The sequence below is a fragment of the Paenibacillus cineris genome, from assembly GCF_018333335.1.
In the GTDB taxonomy this organism is placed as follows: domain Bacteria; phylum Bacillota; class Bacilli; order Paenibacillales; family Paenibacillaceae; genus Paenibacillus_AQ; species Paenibacillus_AQ favisporus.
This window is the reverse complement of sequence record NZ_BORU01000001.1, coordinates 350,561-375,719: the sequence shown is the minus strand read 5'-3', so window position 1 is coordinate 375,719 and position 25,159 is coordinate 350,561. Positions and strand designations below refer to the sequence as shown.

The 25,159-nt window shown below is 53.9% G+C and carries 29 protein-coding genes; 9 read left to right on the top strand and 20 right to left on the bottom strand.

Annotated features, from left to right (window positions below; genetic code table 11):
- Positions 1 to 723: 723 nt before the first annotated feature.
- Together erm and KI379_RS02125 are read left to right on the top strand one after the other, a co-directional pair.
- Positions 724 to 1,584 carry a 23S ribosomal RNA methyltransferase Erm gene (gene erm, locus KI379_RS02130; protein ID WP_212982654.1) on the top strand — a complete coding sequence of 287 codons (861 nt, stop codon included), beginning with the start codon at positions 724 to 726 and terminating at the stop codon, positions 1,582 to 1,584.
- A gap of 31 nt (positions 1,585 to 1,615) precedes the next feature.
- A complete protein-coding gene (locus tag KI379_RS02125) occupies positions 1,616 to 2,488 on the top strand; it encodes an alpha/beta fold hydrolase (RefSeq protein WP_163878865.1) in 873 nt (290 codons plus the stop codon).
- Positions 2,489 to 2,540: 52 nt separating this feature from the next.
- Here KI379_RS02125 and KI379_RS02120 read toward each other — a convergent pair whose 3' ends face one another.
- The 14 genes from KI379_RS02120 to KI379_RS02055 form a co-directional block, all read right to left on the bottom strand.
- Complete coding sequence (locus tag KI379_RS02120; RefSeq protein ID WP_076173291.1) at positions 2,541 to 3,020, bottom strand: NUDIX hydrolase; 480 nt, start codon at positions 3,018 to 3,020, stop codon at positions 2,541 to 2,543.
- A complete protein-coding gene (locus KI379_RS02115; protein ID WP_212982653.1) occupies positions 3,017 to 4,252 on the bottom strand; it encodes an aminopeptidase in 1,236 nt (411 codons plus the stop codon). Before KI379_RS02115 ends, KI379_RS02120 begins: the two co-directional genes overlap by 4 nt.
- 40 nt (positions 4,253 to 4,292) lie before the next feature.
- Positions 4,293 to 4,610 carry a hypothetical protein gene (locus KI379_RS02110; RefSeq protein WP_212982652.1) on the bottom strand — a complete coding sequence of 106 codons (318 nt, stop codon included), beginning with the start codon at positions 4,608 to 4,610 and terminating at the stop codon, positions 4,293 to 4,295.
- Between the two features lie 35 nt (positions 4,611 to 4,645).
- Positions 4,646 to 5,185 (bottom strand): DUF402 domain-containing protein, encoded by a 540-nt coding sequence (locus KI379_RS02105; RefSeq protein WP_212982651.1) that lies wholly within the window; start codon positions 5,183 to 5,185, stop codon positions 4,646 to 4,648.
- 11 nt (positions 5,186 to 5,196) lie between these two features.
- Positions 5,197 to 5,634 (bottom strand): hypothetical protein, encoded by a 438-nt coding sequence (locus KI379_RS02100; protein WP_089545667.1) that lies wholly within the window; start codon positions 5,632 to 5,634, stop codon positions 5,197 to 5,199.
- Between the two features lie 75 nt (positions 5,635 to 5,709).
- Positions 5,710 to 6,507 carry a GNAT family N-acetyltransferase gene (locus KI379_RS02095; RefSeq protein ID WP_212982650.1) on the bottom strand — a complete coding sequence of 266 codons (798 nt, stop codon included), beginning with the start codon at positions 6,505 to 6,507 and terminating at the stop codon, positions 5,710 to 5,712.
- 1 nt (position 6,508) lies between these two features.
- Positions 6,509 to 7,078, bottom strand: coding sequence for a YfiT family bacillithiol transferase (locus KI379_RS02090; RefSeq protein ID WP_212982649.1), 570 nt, complete (start codon positions 7,076 to 7,078; stop codon positions 6,509 to 6,511).
- Positions 7,065 to 7,508 (bottom strand): GNAT family N-acetyltransferase, encoded by a 444-nt coding sequence (locus KI379_RS02085; RefSeq protein WP_212982648.1) that lies wholly within the window; start codon positions 7,506 to 7,508, stop codon positions 7,065 to 7,067. Before KI379_RS02085 ends, KI379_RS02090 begins: the two co-directional genes overlap by 14 nt.
- Positions 7,509 to 7,512: 4 nt before the next feature.
- Positions 7,513 to 7,971: an NUDIX domain-containing protein gene (locus KI379_RS02080; protein WP_089545664.1), complete on the bottom strand. Its 459-nt coding sequence runs from the start codon at positions 7,969 to 7,971 to the stop codon at positions 7,513 to 7,515.
- Positions 7,972 to 7,998: 27 nt separating this feature from the next.
- Positions 7,999 to 8,517 carry a GrpB family protein gene (locus KI379_RS02075; RefSeq protein WP_212982647.1) on the bottom strand — a complete coding sequence of 173 codons (519 nt, stop codon included), beginning with the start codon at positions 8,515 to 8,517 and terminating at the stop codon, positions 7,999 to 8,001.
- 44 nt (positions 8,518 to 8,561) lie between these two features.
- On the bottom strand, positions 8,562 to 8,774 hold the full coding sequence (locus KI379_RS02070) for a helix-hairpin-helix domain-containing protein (protein ID WP_212982646.1): 213 nt from the start codon (positions 8,772 to 8,774) through the stop codon (positions 8,562 to 8,564).
- A gap of 3 nt (positions 8,775 to 8,777) precedes the next feature.
- Positions 8,778 to 9,332, bottom strand: a complete 555-nt coding sequence (locus KI379_RS02065; protein ID WP_212982645.1) for a hypothetical protein — start codon at positions 9,330 to 9,332, stop codon at positions 8,778 to 8,780.
- 196 nt (positions 9,333 to 9,528) lie between these two features.
- Positions 9,529 to 10,134, bottom strand: coding sequence for a hypothetical protein (locus tag KI379_RS02060; protein WP_212982644.1), 606 nt, complete (start codon positions 10,132 to 10,134; stop codon positions 9,529 to 9,531).
- A 58-nt stretch (positions 10,135 to 10,192) separates the two neighbouring features.
- On the bottom strand, positions 10,193 to 11,275 hold the full coding sequence (locus tag KI379_RS02055; RefSeq protein WP_373309573.1) for a M42 family metallopeptidase: 1,083 nt from the start codon (positions 11,273 to 11,275) through the stop codon (positions 10,193 to 10,195).
- Between the two features lie 275 nt (positions 11,276 to 11,550).
- Between KI379_RS02055 and fabV the strand changes: the two genes are divergently transcribed.
- Positions 11,551 to 12,744, top strand: coding sequence for an enoyl-ACP reductase FabV (fabV, locus tag KI379_RS02050; RefSeq protein ID WP_212982643.1), 1,194 nt, complete (start codon positions 11,551 to 11,553; stop codon positions 12,742 to 12,744).
- A 40-nt stretch (positions 12,745 to 12,784) separates the two neighbouring features.
- Here fabV and KI379_RS02045 read toward each other — a convergent pair whose 3' ends face one another.
- On the bottom strand, positions 12,785 to 13,639 hold the full coding sequence (locus tag KI379_RS02045) for a GNAT family N-acetyltransferase (RefSeq protein ID WP_212982642.1): 855 nt from the start codon (positions 13,637 to 13,639) through the stop codon (positions 12,785 to 12,787).
- Between the two features lie 100 nt (positions 13,640 to 13,739).
- Entirely contained in the window at positions 13,740 to 14,261 is a 522-nt protein-coding gene (locus KI379_RS02040; RefSeq protein WP_089545657.1) for a PadR family transcriptional regulator, read from the bottom strand.
- A 227-nt stretch (positions 14,262 to 14,488) separates the two neighbouring features.
- Here KI379_RS02040 and KI379_RS02035 point away from each other — a divergent pair, with 227 nt between their 5' ends.
- Positions 14,489 to 15,721: a cytochrome P450 gene (locus KI379_RS02035; protein ID WP_212982641.1), complete on the top strand. Its 1,233-nt coding sequence runs from the start codon at positions 14,489 to 14,491 to the stop codon at positions 15,719 to 15,721.
- 53 nt (positions 15,722 to 15,774) lie between these two features.
- On the opposite strand, the gene KI379_RS02030 is transcribed toward KI379_RS02035, so the two are convergent.
- Positions 15,775 to 16,539: an AAA family ATPase gene (locus KI379_RS02030; RefSeq protein ID WP_212982640.1), complete on the bottom strand. Its 765-nt coding sequence runs from the start codon at positions 16,537 to 16,539 to the stop codon at positions 15,775 to 15,777.
- 76 nt (positions 16,540 to 16,615) lie between these two features.
- Positions 16,616 to 17,536: an aminoglycoside phosphotransferase family protein gene (locus KI379_RS02025; RefSeq protein ID WP_212982639.1), complete on the bottom strand. Its 921-nt coding sequence runs from the start codon at positions 17,534 to 17,536 to the stop codon at positions 16,616 to 16,618.
- A gap of 255 nt (positions 17,537 to 17,791) precedes the next feature.
- Here KI379_RS02025 and KI379_RS02020 point away from each other — a divergent pair, with 255 nt between their 5' ends.
- Together KI379_RS02020 and KI379_RS02015 are read left to right on the top strand one after the other, a co-directional pair.
- Positions 17,792 to 18,640 carry a helix-turn-helix transcriptional regulator gene (locus tag KI379_RS02020; protein ID WP_244879174.1) on the top strand — a complete coding sequence of 283 codons (849 nt, stop codon included), beginning with the start codon at positions 17,792 to 17,794 and terminating at the stop codon, positions 18,638 to 18,640.
- Positions 18,641 to 18,749: 109 nt separating this feature from the next.
- On the top strand, positions 18,750 to 19,409 hold the full coding sequence (locus KI379_RS02015; RefSeq protein ID WP_212982637.1) for a peroxiredoxin-like family protein: 660 nt from the start codon (positions 18,750 to 18,752) through the stop codon (positions 19,407 to 19,409).
- 85 nt (positions 19,410 to 19,494) lie between these two features.
- Here KI379_RS02015 and pdxR read toward each other — a convergent pair whose 3' ends face one another.
- Entirely contained in the window at positions 19,495 to 20,916 is a 1,422-nt protein-coding gene (gene pdxR / locus KI379_RS02010) for a MocR-like pyridoxine biosynthesis transcription factor PdxR (protein WP_212982636.1), read from the bottom strand.
- 97 nt (positions 20,917 to 21,013) lie between these two features.
- On the opposite strand from pdxR, the gene KI379_RS02005 reads away from it, so the two are divergent.
- Positions 21,014 to 22,261, top strand: a complete 1,248-nt coding sequence (locus KI379_RS02005) for an MFS transporter (RefSeq protein WP_212982635.1) — start codon at positions 21,014 to 21,016, stop codon at positions 22,259 to 22,261.
- A gap of 81 nt (positions 22,262 to 22,342) precedes the next feature.
- Here the strand turns inward: KI379_RS02005 and KI379_RS02000 are convergent, their stop codons facing one another.
- On the bottom strand, positions 22,343 to 22,837 hold the full coding sequence (locus KI379_RS02000) for a cysteine hydrolase family protein (protein WP_076173310.1): 495 nt from the start codon (positions 22,835 to 22,837) through the stop codon (positions 22,343 to 22,345).
- A 200-nt stretch (positions 22,838 to 23,037) separates the two neighbouring features.
- Between KI379_RS02000 and KI379_RS01995 the strand changes: the two genes are divergently transcribed.
- Together KI379_RS01995 and KI379_RS01990 are read left to right on the top strand one after the other, a co-directional pair.
- Positions 23,038 to 24,345: an SPFH domain-containing protein gene (locus KI379_RS01995; RefSeq protein WP_212982634.1), complete on the top strand. Its 1,308-nt coding sequence runs from the start codon at positions 23,038 to 23,040 to the stop codon at positions 24,343 to 24,345.
- Positions 24,302 to 25,123: a DUF2730 family protein gene (locus tag KI379_RS01990; RefSeq protein ID WP_212982633.1), complete on the top strand. Its 822-nt coding sequence runs from the start codon at positions 24,302 to 24,304 to the stop codon at positions 25,121 to 25,123. Before KI379_RS01995 ends, KI379_RS01990 begins: the two co-directional genes overlap by 44 nt.
- Positions 25,124 to 25,159 lie beyond the last annotated feature (36 nt).

Sequence of the window (25,159 nt, the reverse complement as noted above, 5' to 3'; positions counted from 1 at the left end):
TTGCAAAATTCTCTGCTTGTACGCGGAGGACTCAGGATTGGTCTGCCATTTTTTAAAGGTAACCCAGGTTTTATAACGACTATGGCTGAAGCATCGTCTGCAGGAACACGCATGATCATGTCCAGCCTGCCTTTAAAAATTCATCTCACATGAACGCATTGCGGGATCGTACCCTCAAGGGATAGGAATGATAGTCTCTACCTGCCCTTGGGCCTCTTCCGGCTTTCATGTAAGACCTCATATCCTGCGGCCGAAGGAACGGTTGTTCCTTGGACCGGGCGGTCCTTTCGCGAAACGCTGACACAGGCAGACAGCCTGTGTTTTTTTGTGCTTATTTTTAAGTAAACGATGATTCTGGCAAGGAGGGTTACGTGTGGTAGATCAGTTTATCCGGGTTCGCATGGTGTACAGCTGCTAAGAAAAAAAGCCGTTGGCTTTGCTGTGTACAGAGAAACTCAGGATAGGTCTGCCCTTTTGCCAGGTAACCTCCTTTTTGCTCAGGACAAAATGTCGCTTGGTCAATGCATAATGTGCCGCCACCCGCCGCTTCAATGCCGGGCCTATATGCCGATGAACTGCTCTTTCATGCAGTACGTCCAGCCCGCGCGGGTGCCTTTCATTCGGTGAAATCGGCCGGATCCCGCGGCGTTATCCTGAGTCTCTCCACTTCACAGCACAGCCGATGGGCAAGAAACCATCGCTGGATTACGGAGGGATTCATGGATGCATAAACATCGACAACGTCATATAAAGACGCACTTGAACATAGAGAAACCCGCAGCAAAAGGACAGCACCTGCTGCACTACGAGCCGGTCATTCACGACATGATCGGAATGGCCGGTGTCACAAACGCCGACACGGTGCTCGATCTGGGCGCCGGGCGGGGAGCCATCACGTTCCCGCTTGCGAAGAAGGCAGGCAGAGTGCTGGCCATTGAGAACGATGCCGCATTCGCCGCCGCCCTTCGGCAAAAGGCGGTTCCCGGCTCCAATGTGGCCGTTATTGAAAGGGACATTTGCGAGGCTTACCTTCCGAAGGAGCCGTTTCATGTTGTAGCCAACATTCCATTTTTTATGACGACATTCATTCTCGAGAAGCTGCTCGACCCGCCGGGTTCTGCGTTCCAGGGGGCGGTGCTGATCGTGCAGCACGGAGCAGCCAAGGGATTTACGGCAAGGCAGATTCGCAGCCCGCGTCTGCTCAAGTGGCGGATGTGGTTTGACTTCGAACTGGTGAAGGTTGTGCCCCGGCGGCATTTTTCACCCCCACCTCAGGTGGACGCAGCCGTACTCCGTATTCGGAGACGGAAAACGCCTTGGCTTCAGACGCAGCATCATCATGCATTCGGCGGATTGGCCGAATACGCGCTGAACGAGCCGGCACTGCCGGTGTGCGAGGCACTGGCCGGGATTTTTACACTGGTGCAAATCAGGCACCTGCTGCAGCACATCCGGGTAGAACGGAATACGCCGGTATGCATGCTGCGCGAGAGGGATTGGGCAGCCGTATTTGATACGATGCGGGAGAAGGTCCCCTCTTATCGCTGGCCGAAAGCAACAACAAAGAAAAGGAGCGCCAGGTAGGCGTGAATTGAAATCTAAGGAGGAAACACAAATGACAGAACAACTCATTAAAGTAGATGGTATTGAACTGTGCACCGAAAGCTTTGGACGAAAGGAAGATCCGGCAATCCTGCTCATTATGGGCGCCACCGCCTCGATGATCTGGTGGGAGGATGAATTTTGCCAGCGCCTTGCTGACGCGGGGCGGTTTGTCATCCGTTACGACAACCGCGACGTCGGCCAATCGATGAACGATGAGCCCGGTAACCCGCAGTACGGTTTAGAGGACATGGCCGATGACGCTATCCGCGTGCTGGACGCCTACGGAATTAGCCGGGCCCATGTGGCAGGGATGTCGCTCGGCGGCCTGCTGACGCTGATGGCTACGGTCAAGTATCCCGAGCGGGTGCTGAGCAATACGCTGATCATGACCTCTTCGTTCCGTGACCCGAGTCTGCCGGAAATGGAAGAAAAGGTCGCTGCCTTTTTCGCTTCGGCCGATCAGGTCAATTGGGAGAACGAGCAGGCGATCCTGGACTTTAGCGTTCAAAAATGGAACCTGCTCCGCGGGTCAAAGCACGCTCCGGACGAGGATAAAGTCCGCCGGCTGGCCGCACGGGAGCTGCATCGGACCCGCAATTGGGCGGCGAGCATGTTCAATCATGGCCTGCTGGCCGGCGGAGAGGATCTGATTGCCGGGGTACCGGACATCCGGGTACCGGCCCTTGTCATCCATGGCACGGAGGATCCGATCATCCCTTATGCCCACGGTGAGTCGTTGGCCCGGGAGATCCCGGGCGCCCGGCTGCTGACCCTGGAAGGGACCGGCCATGAGCTGCATGAGGACGATTGGGATGCCATTCTGGATGCGATTATTCGGCATACCGATGGCGTCCAGAAGAGCGAATCGAGATCAGTTAAGTAATTAGCAAAACAGCGGGCAGGGATGAGTCCCTGCCCGCTGTCTGTATGTAACCCTACGGTTGATGAATCCGATGCTTCAAGTCAGCGCTGCCGTCAATCACTGACATGATGTCTGTCTTCAGCTCAACCGGATATACCGACAAGCCCTGTAATTCCTCAATTGTAAACCATTTGAAGATCAGTCTGCCGCCATCCTCAATGCCTGGGAACTCGCCCTCCCGATCCAGAATTTCATGGCCCTCGGGAAAAGAAAACGTGTAATAAAATCCGGTTTCATGGTATTTCATTCGATCGTATTCGAAAAAATCCTCATTGACATACAACAGCTTGTCTATCTGTATATCGATGCCCAGCTCTTCTCGGATCTCCCGGATGAGAGCCTGGTCCGTCGATTCCTGAAACTCTACCCGCCCGCCGGGCAGATTCCAGAAATCGTCTTGCAGCGTCGTGTGCAGCAATATCCGATCGCGGTGAACGGCGATTCCCGCAACCCGAAAATTAAATTTGTTCTGCCCTTCTGTAAAGGTAATCACCGGATCACCCAGCTTCCATTCCGCAGCAGCGGCTCGATCGTGCCGTCCTCATGCTCCGCATCAATGCTCAGTTCCGCCGAACCGACCATAAAATCTTCATGCTGCATGCTGACGTTGGCTCCGCGGGCAAGCAGCTCCTCATCGCTGAGTCCCGCCCCGCCCTGCAAATTAGTCGGATACGCACTCCCGAGCGCAAAATGGCAGGACGCATTTTCGTCGATGCCCACGTTATAGAAAACCCGGTTCAGACGGGAGATCGGCGAATCATGCGGTACGATCGCGATCTCCCCCAAATATCGCGTTCCCTCATCGGCATCCAAAAACTGCTTCAACGCCTCATATCCGGTCTCCGCCGTAAAATCCACCACACGTCCCTCACGAAACGTCAGAGTGAAGCGGTCCACCAGCTGCCCGTTCAGCACAAACGGCCGGGTGCTCGATACCGTTCCGTTTGTCCCGGCACGGTGCGGCATCGTATACACTTCCTCGGTCGGCATATTCGCCACGAACGGAATCCCGCTCTGATTAACCTGGCCGCCGCCAAGCCAGATATGGCCGGGAGCGAGTTCGACCGTCAGATCCGTTCCGGGTGCCTTGTAATGCAGCCTGCGGTACTGCTTCGCGTTCAGCTTATCGGTGACGGCTCGTAAATGCTGCGTATGCCTCCGCCAGGCAGCCACCGGATCCTCTTCATCGATATGGTTCATGCGGAAAATCGATTCCCATAATGCGTTCACCCGCTCTTCCTGCGGGCGGTCGGCAAACACTTGATCCGCCCACGCCTGGCTCGGCACGTTGACGATGCACCAGCTGATCCGATTGGTGCGCACGTATCCGAGATAGTTCCGACGAGCGGCGGCGGCGGCTTTCCGGGAAGCCGATATTTTCGCCGGATCCACGCCCTCATACAAATTCGGATTCTCCCCGTCCAGCAGGAGAACCGCTCCCCCGGACTCCGCAATGCTCTCCATCATGTGCGCCGTCCAAGGGGGATAGAACGCAAACGATTCCGGCCCCGCCAGGTCATAGCGCATGCGCTCTACCGTTTCATCACGCCAGTTCAACTGTACATACTTGGCCCCTGCCTGGTAGGCTTTAGCCGTAACCAGCCGCGCAAAATCAGCCGACTCTATAGGCGACTCCACATAGAGCACTTGATCCGGCTGCACATTCACGCCCACTTGGACGAGCAGTTCCGCATATTTTTCCATTTGCTTCTGAAACTCCGTCAATAACATCCCCTGCCTTATCTATTTATATATTGTATGATCTTCATAACGAGCCGATTAGCCGGGTGACCAGAGGATACGCATAAATGATCCCGATGCAGGCTAGCAAAATCCAGCTGAGAATCCGCGGATTCTTGGCACGGTATAGTCTCACGGTACCAAATATACCCGCCACGAGCAATGCCAAACCGGCGATGACCGGCAGATGATACCGGGTCGAACCTGGCGCTGAACTCCCTATCCATGGATCCAAACCTAAGCTTGAAAAAATCATGTCCCCCACGGATACATCCTGATGATTTTGCACCAAAAGGACCAGCGCGGCCAGAATCATCAGGAAATAGGGTATGCCCTTTTTCACGAGTAATCACCTCCCTCGCAATCTGCTCCGCTTCACTAATTCCTTTCCAGCATCCAATCCAAATGTTTCTTACTATGGCTCCATATCCAATGGATCCCCGTCTGGATCTGGGGCAGCAGCCCATTCAGGGTTCGGTGCGCAAGCACGAAGTCCTCCTTCGTAATAGCCGAACTGCGAAGCGCTTCGCTCAACTCGTCTTCATCTTTGATCACATCGCTGCCGTCAGGAAAGACGACCAAGTCCAGATACAAGTCATCCCAGTAAGGAATGCCCTCCCCGCTCAGGCCGTTCCGTTTCGTCATATCTACGTACCACTGGATGATCTCTCGCTCCGCATTAAACATAGTGGTGACCGCGTAGTGCTCTCCTTCCGGAAAGTGCTGCATCCAAACATATCCCTGATCAGCCAGGCACAAGTCCCGGTTCTGCATCTGTACCACAAGAGGCTCGCTGATTTGATGAATCGAGATGAGTGTCACATGCCCGTTAAATTCTTCGGATCGGAGCGGCCTGCAGGCAAAGTCTCTTTCCAGCACCCGCCGCCAATCCTGCCGGTCGGCATATTTTCGCTTCACTTGCTCCCCTCCTAAGCTCTCCGCTTCTGCATAACTTTGGCCGCCCACGCAAAGCATGCGACAGCGACGATACCAATTCCAGTGTACAACCACCATATCGTTCGCATCTCCGGCCCTCCGGAATAAGCACCCTGCTGAATCGCCAAAATGTACGTATCTTCGCCCGTTCGAACTGCGATAGCCTCTTGGCGGCTCCGCCCCTCAATGGCGTAGTAACCTGTTCCTTTGGGATACATATTGGAGAAATTCCCCCGATACGTTCCTTCCCGGTCCGAATACTTCGTGACTTTGCCGATTTTTTGGCCGACGTCCTCGGGCTGAACGGCTTGTGTTGTGACCTGGTAGATATGGCCGGAGTAAACGACAAATGGATAGGCCCAGCTTGCCGAGGCAATAGATAGCGGTAAAAGTAGGATGAAACCAAGGAATAGAGGCAGCACTCTTTTCAAATGACATTCCTCCTCCGAAAAAATAGCCATCAGCAAAAACGCTAGTCCGTGACTTTTTACACGACAACCGTCAGCTTATGCCTGAACCCATGTTCCCCGGGTATAGCCCAGCTTCAGACCTGCCCGCTCCATGTTGCGGTGGCTGGTCGAGGCATAGGCCGCCTGGCCGACCACGATCCGGCAGCCGCTTTGATGCGCTTCGGTGATCCTTTTTTCCAATAGCGCCTGCTGAACCCCCTGGTTGCGGTATTCCGCAAGTGTAGTGGCAAACGTCAGCGAAGCCTTGTCATCCTGGATATACATCACGCCTACACCGGCCGGCTTGCCGTTGACCCACGCAGCAAAGAACTTCCATCCATCCCTGTCATAAAGAACGATGTTGTTGTCGGCGATGTGATGTTTGCCGGATATCGGCAGACCGGTGCCCAGACAGTGAATTTCGGCATACAAGTCCATTTCGTCCGCGGTGAGTTCCCGGATCGTAATAGGCTCTCTTCCTGTCTCACAAGAGCGCGGTTCGCCGTATAAAGTCGCATGATACCCGGTCTGGTAATAGCCCTGATCAAAGAGAGCCTTCATCAGCTTGGGATGAGTTTTGGAAGGAACCACCTCAAATTGGCATCGGCCCTGCCGCTTCCGATAAAATTCCAGAATTTCATCCAGGCGCTCAGCCTCTTGCTCTCCAATCCCCTTCACCGTATTAAACTGCGGCCATGGCATCGCTTGACTATAGAACGCGGCAGCACCGCCAAAAGTTTGAATGTCGATCCCCATCGGATTGCCGGGCCGCTCCTGAATCGCCTTCATCCGGTCGATCATGTAATCGATTTCGGATTGCTCCATTATATCGGCCAGTTCTTTGCTTATGTACATATTATGACGTCCTTTCGGGCTTGATCGTCGTTGATTGATCCCTATTTATTCTCGCGGCAAAAGCGGCGATCTGGGCGGCATGATGGCGATGGTGCCAGATGAACCTTTGCAGGGCCGTGTCCAGTGTGATCGTTCCGAGCACCTCGGTTCGCATCGTTCTGCGAAAGTCCATCGGAGTCAGGTTTAGCAGCAGTCTATAAAAGCGTTGATGCAAAAGCTCCACCAGCGACACTGAATGCTCGATGATCAGATCCATATAATCCGGCAGCTCGGCCCACAGGTCTTCCCGGTATGAGCTTGCCAGAGGCTCCTGCTCGGTCAGGGCTCTTTTAAAACGAATATACGCATTCATATCATTATCCGCCAAATGATGAACGATCTGCCGGACCGTCCAGCCTTCAGGGCGGTAAGGAACATCGAGCTGCTCCTGCTGAAAATGGTTTAGAACGCTTTGCAGCTTGCCGCTCAATTCCGGAATTTGCCCGATCCAATCTTCGCGCTGCTGAGAGGAGGGGACGATCACGGGCTCAAAAGAACCTATCGGAAAACGCAAAGCATCAAGCGCGCTCATCGTTCTTTTCCCCTTTTGTCACCTTCGCTGCCTCGTGACTCTTGTGCATGACGACCTGCCGGGTCGGCTTATAGCCGGTCTGTTGATAAAAATCCACCAGGCCGCTCTCGCAAAATAAGCTGACCACGTGGATATTTTTCAGTTCTGCGGTGATCCGGTCGACGATCTCCCGTCCCAAGCCCCGGTTTCTGTAATCCGCATGCACGCCCATATCCTCGATATAGGCACGGAACAAGCCGTCCGAAACCGCTCTCACAAACCCGACCAGCCTGTCCTCGTCCCAGGCGCCGACAGCAATGGATGAGCCGAGCATGGATTCGATATCGGCCAACGTTCTTTCCGGCCACCAGCCCAGGTGATCATACAGCTGTTTCACTTGAGCGGCGGGGATATTTTTCTCCTGATACGTCCTTACAGTGATTGGCCTCATAATTTCAGCTCCTTAATATGGAAACTTTCTTTTGCATTAAATCCTCAAAAACAGGCTGCTGAACGGAACTGATCGGCAGCTGTTCGATTTCATCCATGGACTTGAATTCAAGCTGAAGCGACTCCTGCTGAATGTCCTGAAAAAGAAGTGCCCTTCCGTTATCGGAAAGGCTTCCCTGCAAGCTTGCTTCCGCCTTGAAGATGAACATGACAAACACAACCTCGTTCCCGTCAGGGTAGGTGTACTGCATTCTCGGCCCGCTATAGACTCCCATCAGTTCATGTTTCAGGACGACCAGTCCGGTCTCTTCCATCACTTCCCGCCGCATCGTCTCCTCAATCGTTTCTCCGGGCTCCATCGCACCTCCGGGCAATCCCCAATCCCCATAATCGGACCTGCGCTGCATGAGGATGCGGCCGGCTTGATCCTGAATAACAGCGCCGCCTGTCACGATAATGCGCATAGCTGCTTCCTCCCTCCTGATGCAAAATCAACTTTTTGCCCACGCCCGCGCTTTTTCTAATAGCTCAGCAATCGTTCCAGACTTTTCATCCGAGTATTTCAGCAGCGTGTTGATGCCGCTGGCCAGCGTGTTCCGTTTGGCCTGTGCATAGGCAATCGCTTGTTCCGGATGGGTACGCAAATAATCCCTGAACAGCAGGTTATCCCGCCAAATGGCGGAGTCCCACTCGGTAATTTGCAGATTGATCTTCTGCCCGGCACGTTTACGGTAATGAATCCGCCCCGGCACTCCCGCCACACCCATGCCCTCATACTGCATGGAAACCAATTGCCGGTCTGTCTGCTCGTCAATATGAAGCTCCTTTAGGCCGATCATGATATCGATAATCGGTTTGGCTGTCATTCCCTCGATAGACGTGCTACCGATATGAGCAAACTCCACCGCTTGTTCCGCAAACACAGGCTCCAGCTTCCTTTTCTCTTGCTCGTAGATGTCCTTCCATTCATCCCGATAAGATGACAGCTCAATGATTTCATCAATACCCATCAGTTCCCTCCGATCCGATCATTGCTCCTTTTTGGGACAGCTCCTTATTTAGAAAAATCCAGTCCCATGTCGGCCATTGCCCGCCGAAGCTGTTCTGCCGCTGTGGGGCCGATGCCGTGAAGCTGCTTCAGCTCCGATTCGGTGAGTTTCGCGACTTCTTCTAGCCGGGTAATACCCGCATTCCGGAGCGCGCGTACCGCCGGCTGGGCCAGCTTAGGCAAATCGCTTTCAGTCAGATCCTGCTTATCCTTTGGCATGGCTTATAAACCTCCATAAATAGATGGATAATACTTCCCAATCACGTTTTCATCCCAAATCTGTGCCTCAATGTATCGCTCTGGCCCCCGGTCCCCGTGCTTGTTCCATTCCTGCGGGAGCCCGTACCTTGTGATGACTTCCCGAATTTCATCCTTCGTGTACACCTGCTGGCGGTAGGGCTTGCCATCTTCGTAGCGCATTGTCGGAAACAGATCGCCGTACGTAAAACTGATCGAACGATCATCGAATTCGTCCCAATCGATTTGAACCACATTTGGTTCCGTATACCAAGAACACAGCCAATTGCACGGTCCGAGGGTCATATAATGCGGATACAGATTTGCGGGCTGGCCGCCTTTGGCTATAAACGCCTCTCTGGCCCGGCTCTCCAATATAAGCCTCGTTTCCATATAATCGCCTGCTCTCTGACTGGCAAACGTCTTCCCTTCCTGCACGATCTGCCTCAAAATTTCACGGGCTTCTTCCAGAGGCAGACTCGACAGATTTCGAAAAGGCCCCTGTGCTGCCTCATAGTAGTGATACAAAACCAGCGTCATGGCCATCGTCCCTTTCGGCAGCTTGGTTACACTTAGCCCCACTCAAAAAATAAAGCATCAGAACATACCGATGATGTCTGACGCTTTACGTTTTATTCCATTTTAGTCAAAAGGAACAACCTTCTCAACGAAAACCGTTGTTTTCGTTGTAAAAGGAGTCCTCTTCAGAGAAGGCGCTTTGAAACACAGTGATCCGTCATTGGAAAATTGAATTAAAACCCAGCCACTCCTCGTTGATTTTCTTCGCATAACGATACACATTAAAATCGCTGTACTCCACATAAAATCCGTCACGGATCAAATGGTAGTCTTCCGGATTTATTCCAAAGGAAAACGAAATCCGGGGGCCTTCTCCACATTGCCCAACGGGGATTTCATGTCCGTTCATGTCGGTTAACCTCAGGTGTGGGCCTTGTAGAGAGACGGAACCGTCCGGATTTAACTTCCCGTTATACATAAATTCACCCGAACGATGTTCCCACCCGGGGAACGCCTCAAAGCTGAAATAAATGTCATTGCCTCGATTCCACACATTGTCCAGCAGGATACGCGTATGATTCAGGTCAAGGACTTCGACTTTTAAATCTTTCCGTTCGTCCTGCCCGAATGCAATCCATTCCGGTTTGACGAAAATTTTGACGGGGACCTGTTCCTTTACGAGATCCACGGCATATCCCTTATGGCGGAATACATGGTCCATAATGCCTTCATCTGTATAGTTCAATGCATAGATCCGGTATCCGACCAAAATGACGATGATCACCGCAATGATCATTACTGTCCGTTTTCTTTCTGTGCTCATTTTGAGGACTCTTTTCAGCCACCCATGAAAATAATAGTATATAACGCGCTCCACCGCCCTACCCGATCAGCTTATCCACCGTTTCGCGGTCCAGCTTCTTGATCACCGCCGTCAGCAGGTCGGCGGCCTGGTTGAAATCGGATTTGGACATCACGGAATTATGGCTGTGAATATAACGCGTGGCAAATCCCACGGACAGCGTCGGGCAGCCGATGCCGCTCGTATGAATCCGGCCGCCGTCGGTCGTGCCGCCGGTGATGGCGTCAAACTGCACGGAAATGCCCGACTCCTCCGCCGTGTCGATTACAAGGTCCCGCAGGGCGGTATTCGGAATCATCGAAGCATCAAAAATGAGCACCAGCGGTCCGCCGCCCATATTGCATTTCATCGGGTTCGACTCGCTGCCCGGCGTGTCATGCGCGATACCGACGTCCAGCGCAAAGGCCACGTCCGGCTGGATGAGGTTGGCGGCCGTTCCCGCACCGCGGAGACCTACTTCCTCCTGCACTGTCGCTCCCGCATAAATGACGTTCGGATGCTGTTCATTCTGCAGACGGGACAGGATTTCGACCGCCAGCGAGCAGCCGGAGCGGTTGTCGAGCGCTTTACCCGCCCACAGCTCGCCATCGCGCATCGTAAAGAAATCGCTCACGGGTACGACCCAGTCGCCGGGGCGAACCCCCATCTCCTTGGCATCCGCTTCATCTTTGGCCCCGATATCGATGTACAGGTCCTTCAGCTTCATGACCTTGGTCCGCTCCTCGGCCTCCAGCACATGGGGCGGCTTGGAACCGATGATGCCGATGTATTCGCCTTTGCGCGTCTTTACTTTCACCCGGTGGGACAGAACGTTATGCGCCCACCAGCCGCCCAGCTGGTTAAAACGCAGAAATCCCTTCGGCGTAATCTGGGTGACCATAAACCCGATCTCGTCCAGATGGCCGGCAAGCATGACTTTAGGTCCCCCGGCAAGGCCGGTTTTCACCCCAAACACGCTGCCGAGCCGGTCCATAACCAGCTCCTCGCTGAGCGGTTCGAGATAGCTTTTCATTTGGGCGCGGACGGCGCCTTCGTGTCCGGGCACACCGTCGCACTCGGTCAATACCTTCATTCGCTGCGTCATTTCATCCATCATGGTTATTCAACCTCCAAATCTGCGTTTTAAAAAGTATAGAATCCGGACGAACTTATCCATGTTTCTTCGTATATTGCTTCGCCCTCACCAGCCAATTACCTCCCTAGGCGTGGGAAATTGCTTTTTGGGCATTCCCTTTGCACTCTCCGGCTCGAGCCTACGCGTCTACGATGACTGTTCATACACTTCCACGCTTACTGGATGACACCCGTTTTTCTTTTCAAAACAAGAGAGGTACAATATTTCTAGACTTATCTTCGCAAAGAAAGGACGCACTCCCTATGATCATTACACCCAGAACACGCGGTTTCATCTGCACGACGGCGCATCCGGAGGGCTGCGCCAAGCAGGTGCAGGAGCAGATCGATTACATACAGCAGCAGCCTAAATTGAACGGGCCGAAACGGGTCTTGGTTATCGGAGCCTCCACAGGGTACGGCCTTTCTGCCCGGATTACCGCCGCTTTTGGGGCGGGAGCCGCCACCATCGGCGTCTTCCGTCCCAGCTCCGCCCGGGATAAACGGACCGCATCGGCGGGCTGGTACAATTCGGCGGCTTTTGAGCGGCGGGCCGCTGAAGCCGGCTTGACATCCGTCAGCATTACAGGCGATGCCTTTGCGGATGAGACGAAGGACCGCGTCATGGACACGATTGCCAATGAGTTCGGCCAAGTGGACCTCGTCGTGTACAGCGTAGCTTCGTCCCGACGTACCGACCCGGACAGCGGCAAGACGTATAACTCGGTTTTGAAGCCGATCGGAGCGCCCTTCACCGGCAAGGCTGTGAACTTTCATAATGGCGAAGTGACTGACGAAGTCACGACCGAGCCGGCGGAAGGTGACGACATCGACCAAACGATCGCCGTGATGGGTGGAGCCGATTGGCAGCGCTGGATCGACCGGCTTCGGCAGGCGAACCTCCTGGCCGACGGAGCGATGACCATTGCCTACTCCTATATCGGCTCGGAGCTTACCCGGGCCATCTACCGGGAAGGCACCATCGGTAAAGCCAAGGAGGATCTGGAGGCAACCGCGCAGCGGCTGACCCGTAAGCTGTCCGCTTTAGGCGGAAAAGCTTTCGTCGTCGTCAGCAAAGCCCTGGTCACCCAGTCCGCTGCTGCCGTTCCGGTCTTCCCTCTGTACATCGCCGCGCTCTACAAAGTGATGAAGGAAAAGGGCATCCACGAAAATACGATCCAGCAGTCGTACCGGCTGTTCGCCGACAAGCTGTACCACGAGGGTGGAACACCTGTAGACGAGGCGGGCCGAATCCGCATCGACGATTGGGAACTGCGTCCGGATGTCCAGCAGGAAGTGGCCCGGATCTGGGATCAGGTCACAACGAATAATGTATATGAGCTGACGGATCTGAAAGAGTACCGTCGCGAGTTTTTCCAGCTGTTCGGATTTGAAACGGACGGCATCGACTACCGCAAGGACACGAATCCGGACGTATCCCTTTTAAACGCAAGGTAAGAAAAAAAGGCAGCCGGTGAATCCGGCTGCTTTTGGTTTTTTATACGCTATCCTTTTTTGTTGCTCTCCAGGTATGTTCTGCAAAGCTAGACACTACTTTAAATTGATGCCTCTCATACAGCCTTTTGGCACCCTGATTGGTTTTGGCGATGCGCAAATAGATTTTTGGGATCTGCTTACCCATCATATGCCGGATGCAATGAGTAAGGATGGCACTGCCATATCCACGGTTTTGCTGATCCGGTGCTACAACGATGTCCTGAATATACTCACCAGAAATAATATAAGCTCCAATCAGAGTTCCCTCTTTCCAAAACGAACGAAACTCATCATTTCGGACCTTATCCTCCAACCTCTTATGAAACAAACTTATATTCATGCGGTGTTCGTCCAGTGGCCAGCCGTTTTCTGCATTCAATGCGGCGTATGCCCTGTCAAATAAGTCGGCCAAAGGAGTCAACATACTCGCTTCATATGTATTTACGATGAGATCCGTATGGGATAGATCCGGTTCATGAGGCCCGTCATAATACAAATGATAGCCCTCCATATCCGTTTGAAAACCCAACTGGCGGACGAAATGAATCGCCCGTACGTTCTCTCCGTATAAATTGAAACACAGCTCCTTGGTGCCAGTCTGCTGAAGGTAGGGAGTCATGGTATTCGCAATGAGATCAAGGAGGGCATCAGAATCAGCTTCCTGTATGAATGAACAATATGCAATAACAGATTGATCATCCTCGGCGATACAAAAAACACCATGTTCCCGCTCTGTTGCTTTATGATAGATAACATCAAGCTTTTCATTCCGGACAGCCAGCTCCACATAATCCCTTGCTTGTGGCGAGATATAGGCGATCAGCCCGAGAATATCATCTATTGTTTCTGTATCCACATGTTCTGCCACCTTTTTCACCGAATAATCTAAATATCAGGATATCTGCCCATCCCTAAACTGGGATCTCCGATCCTCCCGAAGGTATGTCGTATATTTTTCATTCATCACTCATCGTCTTACGAATCAGCTCGTCGATCCAGCGGATCTCCCCTACAACCCGCGATATCGTTTGCTGAAGAACCTCATTCAGGAACATGTCGTGAGCCACGCTTCCTTCCTGGCGCTGCTGAATGCCAGCCAAGAGGGATTCGAGGTCCTTTTTGCGCATATCCAGAATCCTCAGCCGATTCTCACGGGAAATACGGTCAAACAGGGATACCCGGATCATGAACTCAATTTCATGCTTGGCGTCCTTTTCGGTAAAAGCGTTGATCAGCTCGGCGATTTTTGCCCTGCCTACATCGGTAATTTCGTACACGTACTGGCTGGGCCGGCCTTCCTGCTCATTACGCTTTCGGATAATGGCCCCTTCCGACGTAAATCGGCGCAGCGCCGGGTACAGCAGGTTATGATTCACATCCATCAAATAGCCGAGGTCTTTTTGGATCTCTTTTTTGATTTCGTACCCGTGTTTGGGGGATTTTTCAATCTGGATTAAAATGAGTAAGTCGATATACATAGATCCTGCCCTCTCGTCTGATTTGACTGCTGTCCGGGTTTATGTATTTAATAGCATACCAATTCGGATATCGTTCTTCAACGAATTCCGACAAACTCCGCATTTCCTACTGCACCCAAAGTCATGGGGCGTTGGGCAGTGGCTCCCCTTCGGCCAATATGTTAAATTAACATATGATATTTTAAGCATGAAGTCACCTACTATTCTTCAACACGGGAGGGAATGGAATGCAAGAAATCATTGCTTTAGCGGATATCACCCAGTTCCGATCACGATCCGAAGAATTCAATCCGTACGATTGGTACCGGGACAAGCTGCAGAACGAGCCGATCAGTTACAATGAAGCCACAAATACCTGGAACGTATTCCGCTACGACGATGTCAAACGAGTGCTCAGCGACTATGAGTATTTCTCCAGCGTGAGAACGCGGACGACGATCAGCGTCGGCGCCGACAATGACGAAGGCCGGGGAAACGACAAAATCAACACGATCAATGCCGATCCGCCGGAGCACCGGAAACGCCGTTCCCTGCTGTCCGCCGCTTTTACGCCGCGAAGCCTGAAGCTGTGGGAGCCGCGGATTCACGAAGTCGTCCGTCAACTGCTAGATGAGATGGGAGATGCTCCGGTCATCGACGTGGTCAAGGATTTTACCGGCGCATTGCCCGTCATTGTGATGGCGGATCTGCTCGGGGTGCCCTCCAAAGACCGCCTGCTGTTCAAAGAGTGGGTAGACACCTTGTTTCTTCCGTATAACAAAGACAAGGCAGCCGAAATCGGCGAATTGAAGCGCAAGGCTGCCACAGAGTACTATACTTACCTTTTTCCTTATATTGTTCAGAAAAGATCCCAGCTCGGCGATGACATTATTTCCGATCTGATCCAGGCCGATGTGGAAGGAGAACGGTTCACGGATGACGAGATCGTCCGCACCACGATGTTCCTGCTCGGCGCTGGCGTAGAAACGACAAGCCATCTGCTCGCCAACTCGTTCTATTCGTTCCTGTATGATAACGACCAGGTTTACGGTGAGGTCCGGGCCAACCGGGAGCTGGTGCCAAACACCGTGGAGGAAATGCTGCGTTACCGCTTCAATATTTCCAAAATGGACCGTACCGTCAAGCAGGATAACAACGTGCTCGGCGTCGATTTGAAAAAGGGCGATGTCGTCGTCGCCTGGATGAGCGCCGCCAACATGGATGAACAGGTGTTTGAAGACCCCTTCACCGTGAATATTCACCGTCCGAACGCCAAAAGGCATCTGACCTTCGGGAACGGGCCGCATTTCTGCATGGGCGCACCGCTGGCACGCCTCGAGGCGAATATCGGGCTGGAGCTGTTCATGGATTACTTTGAGATGATCGAGCCGGTTCCCGGCTTCCAGCTGGAAGAGAATTTGACGCCTTCTGCCGCCGGCCAAGGACTGGTAAGCCTGCCTGTGCGGGTCAAGCGGGCCTAAGATTGGTATATGAAAAGCCGCTTCCGGTAATCGGGGGCGGCTTTTGTTATCTTCTATTCCGTATCCTCCTCCAGCAAAATGTCCAGCATCTGCCCCGGGCTCTCCATCATTTTTCGGGTGATCACGTAATGGTCCGTATCCTCCAGCTTCACCGGGCGCATTCCTTGATCGTCCAGCAGCCAAATTTCCGCATGGGGGTACGACATCAGGATCGGCGAATGCGTGGCGATAATGAATTGCGACCGCTTTTTCACCAACTGATGAATCCGCGACAGCATGGACAGCTGCTTCAAGGGAGAGAGTGCGGCCTCCGGCTCGTCCATCAGGTACAGGCCCCTTCCCCCAAACCGATTCATAAACGTCGCAAAGAAGCTCTCCCCATGGGACTGCTCATGCAGCGACTTGCCTCCATAGGAGTCCCGGATCGGAGGACCATAGCTCATCTCCGCATCCAACTGGTCGATATTCGTCGCCACATTATAATAGCTTTCCGCCCGGAAGAAAAAGCCGTCCTTCGGCCGGACGACGCCGCGCACGAGCCGCATGTACCGGTGCAGCTCCGAGTGCGAGGACATCGTTTCAAAGGAAAAATTAATCGTGCCTCCTTCGGGATTAAATCCCCAGGCGACCGCCATCCCTTCCAGCAGGGTGGACTTGCCCGATCCGTTTTCGCCGACGATAAACGTCACCGGCTGCTGAAACGACAAGCTGTGAAAGTCATGGACAGCCGGCAGGCTGAAGGGATACGCTCGAAAGGACGGCACTTCCTCTCTCCTCAGCATCACGCTCCGCAAATATAAAGAACGTGCATCCAGCATGAATCGATCTGCTCCTTTCCATCAGAAAATCATACGTTTAAATCCTTCCTCGACATAGAGGCCCGCCCCGTCCTCCTTATTGCAGGCGGTACCATGCCGGCGGTCCCCCGTTTTGAAAGTCATGCGTGTTGACCGTCCGCTCGATCTTTTTCAGCGTTTCCTGAACTCTATCATGTTGGATGCCCCCGATCAAGGTCGCGTGCTGGTTCAGCGCCACAAACAGGTTGTATTTCGGCCAAAAGTCATCCGGAATGCCATCTTGGAAATATCCGTGAACCTGGCCCTTGGCAAAATACGGGCTGACTTGGCAGGTATACTTCGGCAGTTTGAAAAATTCCTCCCACGGGTCTCCCCAGTCAAACCGGCCAAAGTCGATCACACCGGCAAGGCATCCATGTTGAAAGATCAAGTTGGAGGGGTGAAAATCGTCATGCTGGAAGGTTACCGGACTCTTTTCAAGCAAGCCCAGGTTGTCGTCTATGTATTTCTCCAAATCGTTCTGCCGATAAAAGCGAAGGCCCAATTCCCGAACCTTCTCCCTTTTCTGCCTGTATTTTTCTGCACGCCGCACCGCCCAGTTTATAGGGACCTCAGGAGTGACCTGATGGATCTTTCTTAATTCTTTTCCGGCCGCCGTCCCCTGCTGAAGTTGAGCTTCCGGCGCTAATCCGGGCAAAACTTCATCCCCGCTAACGCCAGGGATGTAGGACAGCAGCAAATAGCAGAGGTCAAGATGCCCCGCCAGGCCCGCCACCAGCGGCTTGGAGCAGCGGACCTGATTCGCTTCGTGCTTTCGGAGCAGCTCGAACTCCATCCCCTGTCTGGCATACATGCTTCCTTCATGTATCCGAAGCAGGTACACCGGGGTATCCGCCTGATACAACACAAATTTCCGCGCGTCCGAAAATCCCTTCTCAAGTGGCTCAGACCGGTCATACCCAACTTGCTCCCTGATTTCAACGAGTAACTTCCGAATCCGCTCCTCGATCGGTTCCATCCCTCTCCCCCTTCGTCCATCCGTTATCACTTTGTTCTCCTCTTCTCTGCACCATCCACCATCCACCATATAGAGATCCCAACGCTATAGCCGTATAATGGTATCACAAATATACAGGAAATGGGTGCAAAGGAAATGGCATTGCCTGACGTTCACCACAATTTTAGGCAGTTCTTTGATGGTTTGCAGATGCATGGTTCATCAGGGCGCCGGTACGAACGCATGAGCCTTCATTCATGGATGGGAGAAGGAACGGTGCAGCGACTGGCTCCCCGGCAGGATCTAGGGGTGGCGGCTGTCGATTTTCGTTTGAACGATGACTATACTGTAGCCCTGCACACCCAGGTGCCGATGGTCGAGCTGAGCTGCTGTGTTCAAGGCTACCGGAGGGTCGAGGTGTCCGGCAGGGAGTTCGAGATGAAGCCGGGCAGCTGGAGCCTCCAGTTTGCCAACCCGGCGGAAGCCCGCATGCCTTTTTCCAAAAATCAGCCGTTTCAAATGATGAGCATCGCCATTCCCGTCACCGCCTTCCATCATTTCATGGAAAATGGCGAGGGCACCCGGGCCGTGGATTTTCATCAGATTATCGGAACGCTGCCATATCGTCTGTTCCAGGAAGCCTATGATCCTGCTTCGGCCTACCTCCTGCAGCAGATGATGGAAGCCTCTGCCCGGCCGGATTCGCTGAGCTTAGAAATGGAGTGCCGAATTTTGGAGCTGCTGTCCCACGCGTTCCGTTCGATGCTTTTGGGCAAGGACCAGAGGCCCTCTGGCCTGTCCAGAACAGATCTGTCCAAGCTGGAACGGGCGAGGGAAATCATACTGGATCGAATGAGCCACCCGCCATCCTTATCGGAGCTCTCCCGCCTCATCGGCCTGAACGAATTCAAGCTGAAGACCGGCTTTAAGGTCCGGTACGGCAGCACCGTGTTCGGCTATCTGAGGGAGGCTCGGCTGGAGACGGCATACCACCTGCTTCAAGAGCCTGATGCCAGCGTCATCGACGTATCCTTGTCGGTCGGTTATTCCAATCCCAGTTATTTTGCCGAGGCGTTCCGCGGGAAGTACGGTATGAACCCGGGTACGCTGATCAGGAAATCGTAACCCCTCACAAAAAAATCCCGCCAACCAGCACCCTGCTCCTTCTACTGGTAGTGCTTCATTCCCCGGTCACGATATGATGAGCGCATATCCGACAAGGGAGAGTGAAGATATGTCCGATTCGCCCCAATGGAAGCTGAATGACGAACTGGCGGCAACAACCCGGCACGGCCTGGAAGTGCTGCCCGCAGCCGTTACCGAAGCGTTCGAGCGCTCCGTCGAGGACTTACGCACATCCGGTACCGCACGCGGCCTGATGGTTGGAGATGACGCACCCGATTTTACGTTAAGCAATCAGACAGGTGACCCCGTTACGTTATCTGAAGAATTCGCGCACGGTCCGGTCATTCTGACCTTTTACCGCGGAGAATGGTGCCCGTTCTGCAATTTGGAATTAAGGGCCTACCAGCGGCTTCTGGACCGCATTCATGAGGCTGGAGCCAGGCTGCTGGCCATTAGTCCCCAAACGCCGGATCACTCCTTGTCCATGCAGGAAAAAAACGGACTCGGTTATCATGTTCTAAGCGACCTGCATAACAAGGTGGCGGAGAAATACCGGTTGACCTTCCGGCTGGCGGAAGACCTGCAGCAGGTGTACCGGTCACTCGGTTTTCCCCTGGACCAATTCAACGGTGACGATTCGTGGGAGCTTCCCGTGCCCGCCACTTACGTCATCGATCCGCAGGGCGTCATCCGTTATGCGAGTGTAGATCCGGATTATCGGACCCGGGCTGAGCCGGAGGAAGTGGTGCAATTCGCGGAAAGCATCTAACGGAAGCTTATCCGGCGAGTTTAGAGACGCTCACGCCTTACAAAAAAACAGCCCGGAACGACCTTATAGTCATTCCCGGGCTGTTTCATTGTTCTCCCTGTTCCCTCAGCACCCCTGCAATTCGCCAAACCCCCTCTGAAATCTGCGGCTCGGCTGCATCGCCGAATCCCATAATCAGCCGGTCCTCGAACCTCCCCTTCACAATGGCATACTTTTCGGCCGGATAGACCCGGACACCCTTTTCCGCTAATGCTCGGACCCGTTCCTCGTCAAAAATATGCCCTGAAAATTCTGCGATCAAATGAAGGCCCGCGGCGTCGCCGCTCACCTGAATCCGGTTCCCGAACGTTTCGCTCAAACTGCGGATCAACAGCTTTCTTCTCCGGCTGTATACCCGCTTCATGCGGGTGACATGGCGCTGCAAATGCTGATCCGCGATAAACCGCGCCAGGACGGCCTGATCCAGCGTAGGCGTATGCATATCCATAAGACGTTTGATCCCTTCCATAGGCGCTACCAAATCCCGCGGCAGAACCATATAGCCGATGCGAAGCGCCGGGAACAGATTTTTGCTGAAGGTGCCGATGTAGATCACCCGCTCCGCATCCAGCTCCCTTAACGCATGGACTGGCATACCCGCGTACCGAAACTCGCTGTCATAATCATCCTCAATAATGAAGCAGCCGGTATTACGCGCATACTCCAGCAGTTCCATCCGCCGCCCGATGGATAAGATGCTGCCGAACGGAAACTGATGCGACGGCGTGACAAAAACAAGGCGGGGCCGGGCCTGGCCGGGAATATCCTGAACCCGCAGCCCATGGGCATCCACCGGTACCGGTACAATGTCCGCGCCGGCCGTCAGAAAAATCCCATGGATGAACGTAGACGTCGGGTCCTCCGAGATGACCGTCTCTCCCGGCTGCAGCAGCAGCTTGCACACCAGCGTGATCGCCTGCGTCGCACCGGCCGTAACGACCACCTGCTCGGGATCGCATAGGATGCCCTTCGTATTCAGCAGCATTTCGCATATTTGCAGGCGCAGCCCCCAGTGTCCCGCGGGACCGGCATACCCGTATTCCCGGTCGTCCAGCTGGTCATAGACCTTATAGGCGACCTCGCGCCACTTTTTGCGCGGAACATGCTCCATCGACGGAAAGCTCGGCCGGAAATCGACTCCGTCGAAACCATAACCGTCATCAGGCTGTTCCCGGGAGAAATGAAAGTTCTGATCCGACTTCACGAATCTTGCAGGCTTCCTGTTTTCCAAATCGACCACATACGTCCCCGATCCGAGCCGCCCTTCCAAATACCCCTCCGCTACCAGCTGCTCATATACGCTGACGACCAGCGTGCGTGACACACCGAGTTCCTGCGCCAGCTCCCGGCTCGACGGCAGGCGCATACCCGCGAAATATTGTCCCTGGAAAATCCGTTCCCTGAGCAGGGAGTAGATTTGTCTCGTTTTAGTGTCTGCTGCCTGCACGCCTGTAGGGTCCTGTACCAATACGGGCTCACTCCTTCCTTTGCAAATTGGTATGTTCAAAATCGCTCCAGAGTGGTGCTTATTACAGCCAATCTAGCATGGTAGGATGGATTTTGCAATGAATGGAAGGAAGGTGACGCCTATGTATCGGTCTCCAAAACCAACCCATGGCGGCCTCATGACCGCCGCTCTCTTTTTGGCCGCTTTGAACTTGCGCCCTGCTATCAGCTCGGTATCCCCGCTGCTCGCGCTCATCCGGGACGACCTGGGCATGTCGTCCGCAGCGGCAAGCCTGCTGACATCCATCCCTGTGCTGTGCATGGGATTGTTATCCCCCGTATCGGCCAAGCTGGCTGGACGGGTAGGAACTGAGCGCGTGATTCGCTGGTCCCTCGTGCTCATCGGATTCGGAACGATTCTGCGGCTGTTCGTGCACTCGGCCGGCGTATTGCTGCTGACCGCCCTGATTGCCGGACTTGGCATTGCAGCGATGGGTCCCCTGCTGTCCGGATTTATTAAGCAGCATTTTCCCAGCAGCGTCCCTGCGATGATCGCCGTCTACTCGGCCGGCTTGTCTCTCGGGGCTGCGCTCGCTTCGAGCTTGTCCCTCCCCTTGCAGGCGGACTCCCAATCGTGGCAAGCCGCCTTAGCCGTATGGTCGGCACTCGGGGCGGCCGGAGCCGCTGTCTGGTGGACCCTGCACCGGGGGAGCCGTCCCGGTCCGCGAAAGGTTAGCGAAGGTCCAGTCTCCAGCCTGCCTTGGCGGAATCCCAAAGCATGGCTGCTCACCCTGCACTTCGGCCTTATGGCAGCCTGCTTCTATTCCCTCCTCGCCTGGCTGCCGCCCGTGATGCAAAGCCTGGGATACACCTCGTCGGAAGCAGCCGTCATGCTCACCATCTTTGCCATCACGCAGATTCCGGCCGGTACGATCCTGCAGCGGCTGCTGCGGCGCTACCCTTCCCGCCTGCTGTGGCTATGGGTATCATCGGTGACGCAGCTGGCCGGCCTGATCCTGCTGTTCTCGCCCCTGCCCTGGCTGGCCGCGGCCGTAATCGGCCTGGCCAGCGGAACTTTATTTGCGCTGGGCCTGCTCCTCCCGATGGACGCAGCCGCAACCAGCCATGAAGCCGCATCATGGGCCGCCATGACGCAATCGGCCGGTTATTTGATCGGGGCCGCCGGACCTTTTCTCATCGGCCTCATCCATGATGCCGCAGGTCCGTTTTCGTTTGCCATTTACGGCTTGATGGGAGTAACGGTGGCGCTCATCGTCGTTCAATGGTTCGTGGCTCCTTTTCAAGCACAGAAAAGGGCTGCTTCCAAGGCAGCGCCTCCTGCAAAGAGGGTGGATCTATCCGAATAGGAAACCGCCTGAATGGAAACCAAAAGACCCGCAGCGGGGATCGCCTCCCTCGATGCGGGTCTTCGTTTGATTTTTTTCGATCTAGCCCAGTTCCACCAGTGCCTCGATGACAGGATACGAAATGAGATGCCGGTCACGGTAAATGTCCTGCACCGCGCCCTGCTTCGTGCTCACAATCCCCCTTTGCAGGATGGCTGCCTTGAACCCTCGTTCCAGCGCACCGTTATAGGTGAACAGGACGCAGTATTCCGCGGCAAAACCGGACACCACCAGCAGATCGACGCCCTTTTCCGATAGGATAGATTCCAATTCCGTTTGCCAGAACGCATTGGAGAAGGTTTTATGAACCACCGTATCGCCGGGCTCCATCTGGATCCCAGGAATAAATCCGATTCCGTCGTCATTGACGTCCTCCGTGCCCTCCACATCTTTGATATGGATGACGGGATGGCCCTTCGAGCGCAGCAGACCGGCGGTATAATTGATATACTCGCAGGCCCCGTCAATCGTTTGTTGATCCACGTACCCGTTCAGCAGATGCTTCTGCATATCGATGACCAGCAGACCCAGTTTCAAATGGATTCCTCCTCAACTTGTTTACCTCATATAAAATACAATTCGGATTTCTATGCAAAATTTCCTTGTTCGAACATGTTTTTTCCAAATTTTGACCCCCAAATAGGGCTAATATCGTATACAATAGTAGTCAATTAGTACCTTTTTCCATGGAATGTTATGGGATGAAGGCGAACCGTGTCAGTAAAGGAGTGCAGCAAATGGCTATCATTGAAGTAGTGGAATACGAAGGACCACCAGGGGTGTTCGCCTGGCGCTACCCGAACCAGGAGCTCGGGACCTGGACCCAGTTGATCGTTCATGAAACGCAGGAAGCAATATTATTTAAAGGCGGCCGGGCTCTCGATTCCTTCGTGGCAGGACGCCACACCTTGAGCACGGCGAATATTCCGATCCTCTCCAACCTCATTAATCTGCCATTCGGCGGCAAATCGCCGTTTACTGCAGAGGTATGGTTTGTGAATAAGCTCCGGTCGCTGGATGTGAAGTGGGGAACCGCATCTCCCATCCAACTGCAGGATCCAAAGTTTAACATTATTGTATCACTCAGGGCCTTCGGCCAATTCGGGGTGGAGATTGAAGATGCACGCAAGTTTCTGCTGAAATTGGTCGGCACACTTCCATCGTTCGATCAAGATACTCTCGTGAAATACTACCGCGGGGTTCTGACCTCGAACATTAACGAAATGATTTCCTCTTACATTATCCACAAAAAAATCAGCGTGGTTGAAATTAACGCCTACGCCGCCGAAATTTCCAAGCATGTCCGGGACACGATCGCACCGTCTTTTGAGGAAATGGGCATATCCCTTGTGAATTTCTTTATCGATTCGATTAATTTTCCGGATAATGATCCGTCTACGCAGCGCATTAAGGAAGCACTGGCCAAAAAAGCGGAAATGGACATTATCGGCTTCACCTATCAACAAGAACGTTCCTACGATACGCTCGAAAGCGCCGCCAAAAATCCGGGCAGCACCGCCGGTATCGTCGGCAGCGGACTCGGCATGGGATTAGGCATGGCAGGATCGATGTACGACGCCGTCCAGCAAATGGCCGGAAATGTGAAGCTTCAAACCACTAGCGATATGGACGTGAAGCAAAAAGCCTGTGTGACATGCGGGCAGCTGAACGCCGCCGATTCGAAATTTTGCTCTGCCTGCGGCCAGAGTTTGACGTTAGGAGCAGCCGGCATCCCCGCGAAAAAAATCGTCTGCAGCGATTGCGGACAACCGCTTCCGCCGAACGCCAAGTTTTGTCTGAACTGCGGCGATCCGTACAACGCCTGCCCTGCGTGCGGCTATGACTTCAAGATCGGATCGGTGAACTGCAGCAGCTGCGGAACCCTGCTGCCGAAGCTGTGCCGCGAGTGCGGGGAATGGATGGACCCGAAGGCCCGTTTCTGCCCGGGCTGCGGAACCAGCAGCATCCAGAAATGCTCGAACTGTCAGGCGGAGGTACAGCATGGACAGAAATTCTGCATGGAATGCGGCCATGCCCAAACCTGATAACGAGGCCAAAGGAAGGGGAACCACACTGATGCATAAAAGCTGGTTTTTTACCGCTGTCATCCTCATTCCCTGGATTGTCTTCATCGGGTTTGGGTGGAGCGGCGGCTGGTCCGAGAGCCGGTCCTGGATATCCGGTGCCGGCGCGGGATGCGCGGCAGCAGCCGTTCTTCGGTTTGTATATCGCATGCTTAACCGCCGTCAGGGTTCAGGCATGCCTGCTCCCTTTTACATTGGCTCCGGTATAGCAGCTGGACTGTACGCCGGGGCGGTGCTGCTGGAGATGTTGTTGTTCAGTCTTTGGACCACGCTCTCCGTCACCTCTTATGTATGGAGCCAGATTCTCACCTTGATCGGATTCATCATCCTCACGGGGACGGTGGAACTGTCCGGAACCTATGCTGCCAGGCAGGAGCGGCGGGATCACCGCAGCTGGAGCAAGGGGCGGGATACGGCAAATCGGCTGGAAACTATCCGTCAGAAGCTTCAATCGCTGCCGGAGCAGTCCCGGCACGGTCATGTTCAAGAGCAAATCCGCCGCCTGGAGGATACGCTCCGGTACAGCGACCCCAATTCGGTTCCGGCCTTATACGAAGTGGAGCAGCTGCTTCTGCAGAAAATATCGCTGCTGGAGGATCAGGTGAGCCTGATCGCTACCGCTGTGCCGGACCAGCGTGAACAATTAGCCAATGAAGCTTTACTCCTGATCCAAGATATTGAGCGTACAGCACGAGAAAGAAATTCGCAGTTACTTCAAGCAAAAGCTGGTTCTATATAGATTGAACTAAAGTTTAACCATTTCTTTAGTTCATTC

Bases quoted from the DNA above. Each gene is read 5' to 3' on its own strand.
- KI379_RS01995 (WP_212982634.1), top strand. From the start codon at position 23,038: ATGGCTATCATTGAAGTAGTGGAATACGAAGGACCACCAGGGGTGTTC.
- KI379_RS02025 (WP_212982639.1), bottom strand. From the start codon at position 17,536: ATGGAACCGATCGAGGAGCGGATTCGGAAGTTACTCGTTGAAATCAGG.
- KI379_RS02030 (WP_212982640.1), bottom strand. From the start codon at position 16,539: ATGCTGGATGCACGTTCTTTATATTTGCGGAGCGTGATGCTGAGGAGA.
- KI379_RS02075 (WP_212982647.1), bottom strand. From the start codon at position 8,517: ATGGGTATTGATGAAATCATTGAGCTGTCATCTTATCGGGATGAATGG.
- KI379_RS02005 (WP_212982635.1), top strand. From the start codon at position 21,014: ATGAATGGAAGGAAGGTGACGCCTATGTATCGGTCTCCAAAACCAACC.
- KI379_RS02080 (WP_089545664.1), bottom strand. From the start codon at position 7,971: ATGCGCATTATCGTGACAGGCGGCGCTGTTATTCAGGATCAAGCCGGC.
- KI379_RS02065 (WP_212982645.1), bottom strand. From the start codon at position 9,332: ATGACGCTGGTTTTGTATCACTACTATGAGGCAGCACAGGGGCCTTTT.
- KI379_RS02090 (WP_212982649.1), bottom strand. From the start codon at position 7,078: ATGAGCGCGCTTGATGCTTTGCGTTTTCCGATAGGTTCTTTTGAGCCC.
- KI379_RS02015 (WP_212982637.1), top strand. From the start codon at position 18,750: ATGTCCGATTCGCCCCAATGGAAGCTGAATGACGAACTGGCGGCAACA.
- KI379_RS02040 (WP_089545657.1), bottom strand. From the start codon at position 14,261: ATGTATATCGACTTACTCATTTTAATCCAGATTGAAAAATCCCCCAAA.
- KI379_RS02125 (WP_163878865.1), top strand. From the start codon at position 1,616: ATGACAGAACAACTCATTAAAGTAGATGGTATTGAACTGTGCACCGAA.
- fabV (WP_212982643.1), top strand. From the start codon at position 11,551: ATGATCATTACACCCAGAACACGCGGTTTCATCTGCACGACGGCGCAT.
- KI379_RS02035 (WP_212982641.1), top strand. From the start codon at position 14,489: ATGCAAGAAATCATTGCTTTAGCGGATATCACCCAGTTCCGATCACGA.
- KI379_RS02085 (WP_212982648.1), bottom strand. From the start codon at position 7,508: ATGAGGCCAATCACTGTAAGGACGTATCAGGAGAAAAATATCCCCGCC.
- KI379_RS02095 (WP_212982650.1), bottom strand. From the start codon at position 6,507: ATGTACATAAGCAAAGAACTGGCCGATATAATGGAGCAATCCGAAATC.
- erm (WP_212982654.1), top strand. From the start codon at position 724: ATGCATAAACATCGACAACGTCATATAAAGACGCACTTGAACATAGAG.
- KI379_RS01990 (WP_212982633.1), top strand. From the start codon at position 24,302: ATGGACAGAAATTCTGCATGGAATGCGGCCATGCCCAAACCTGATAAC.
- KI379_RS02060 (WP_212982644.1), bottom strand. From the start codon at position 10,134: ATGAGCACAGAAAGAAAACGGACAGTAATGATCATTGCGGTGATCATC.
- KI379_RS02070 (WP_212982646.1), bottom strand. From the start codon at position 8,774: ATGCCAAAGGATAAGCAGGATCTGACTGAAAGCGATTTGCCTAAGCTG.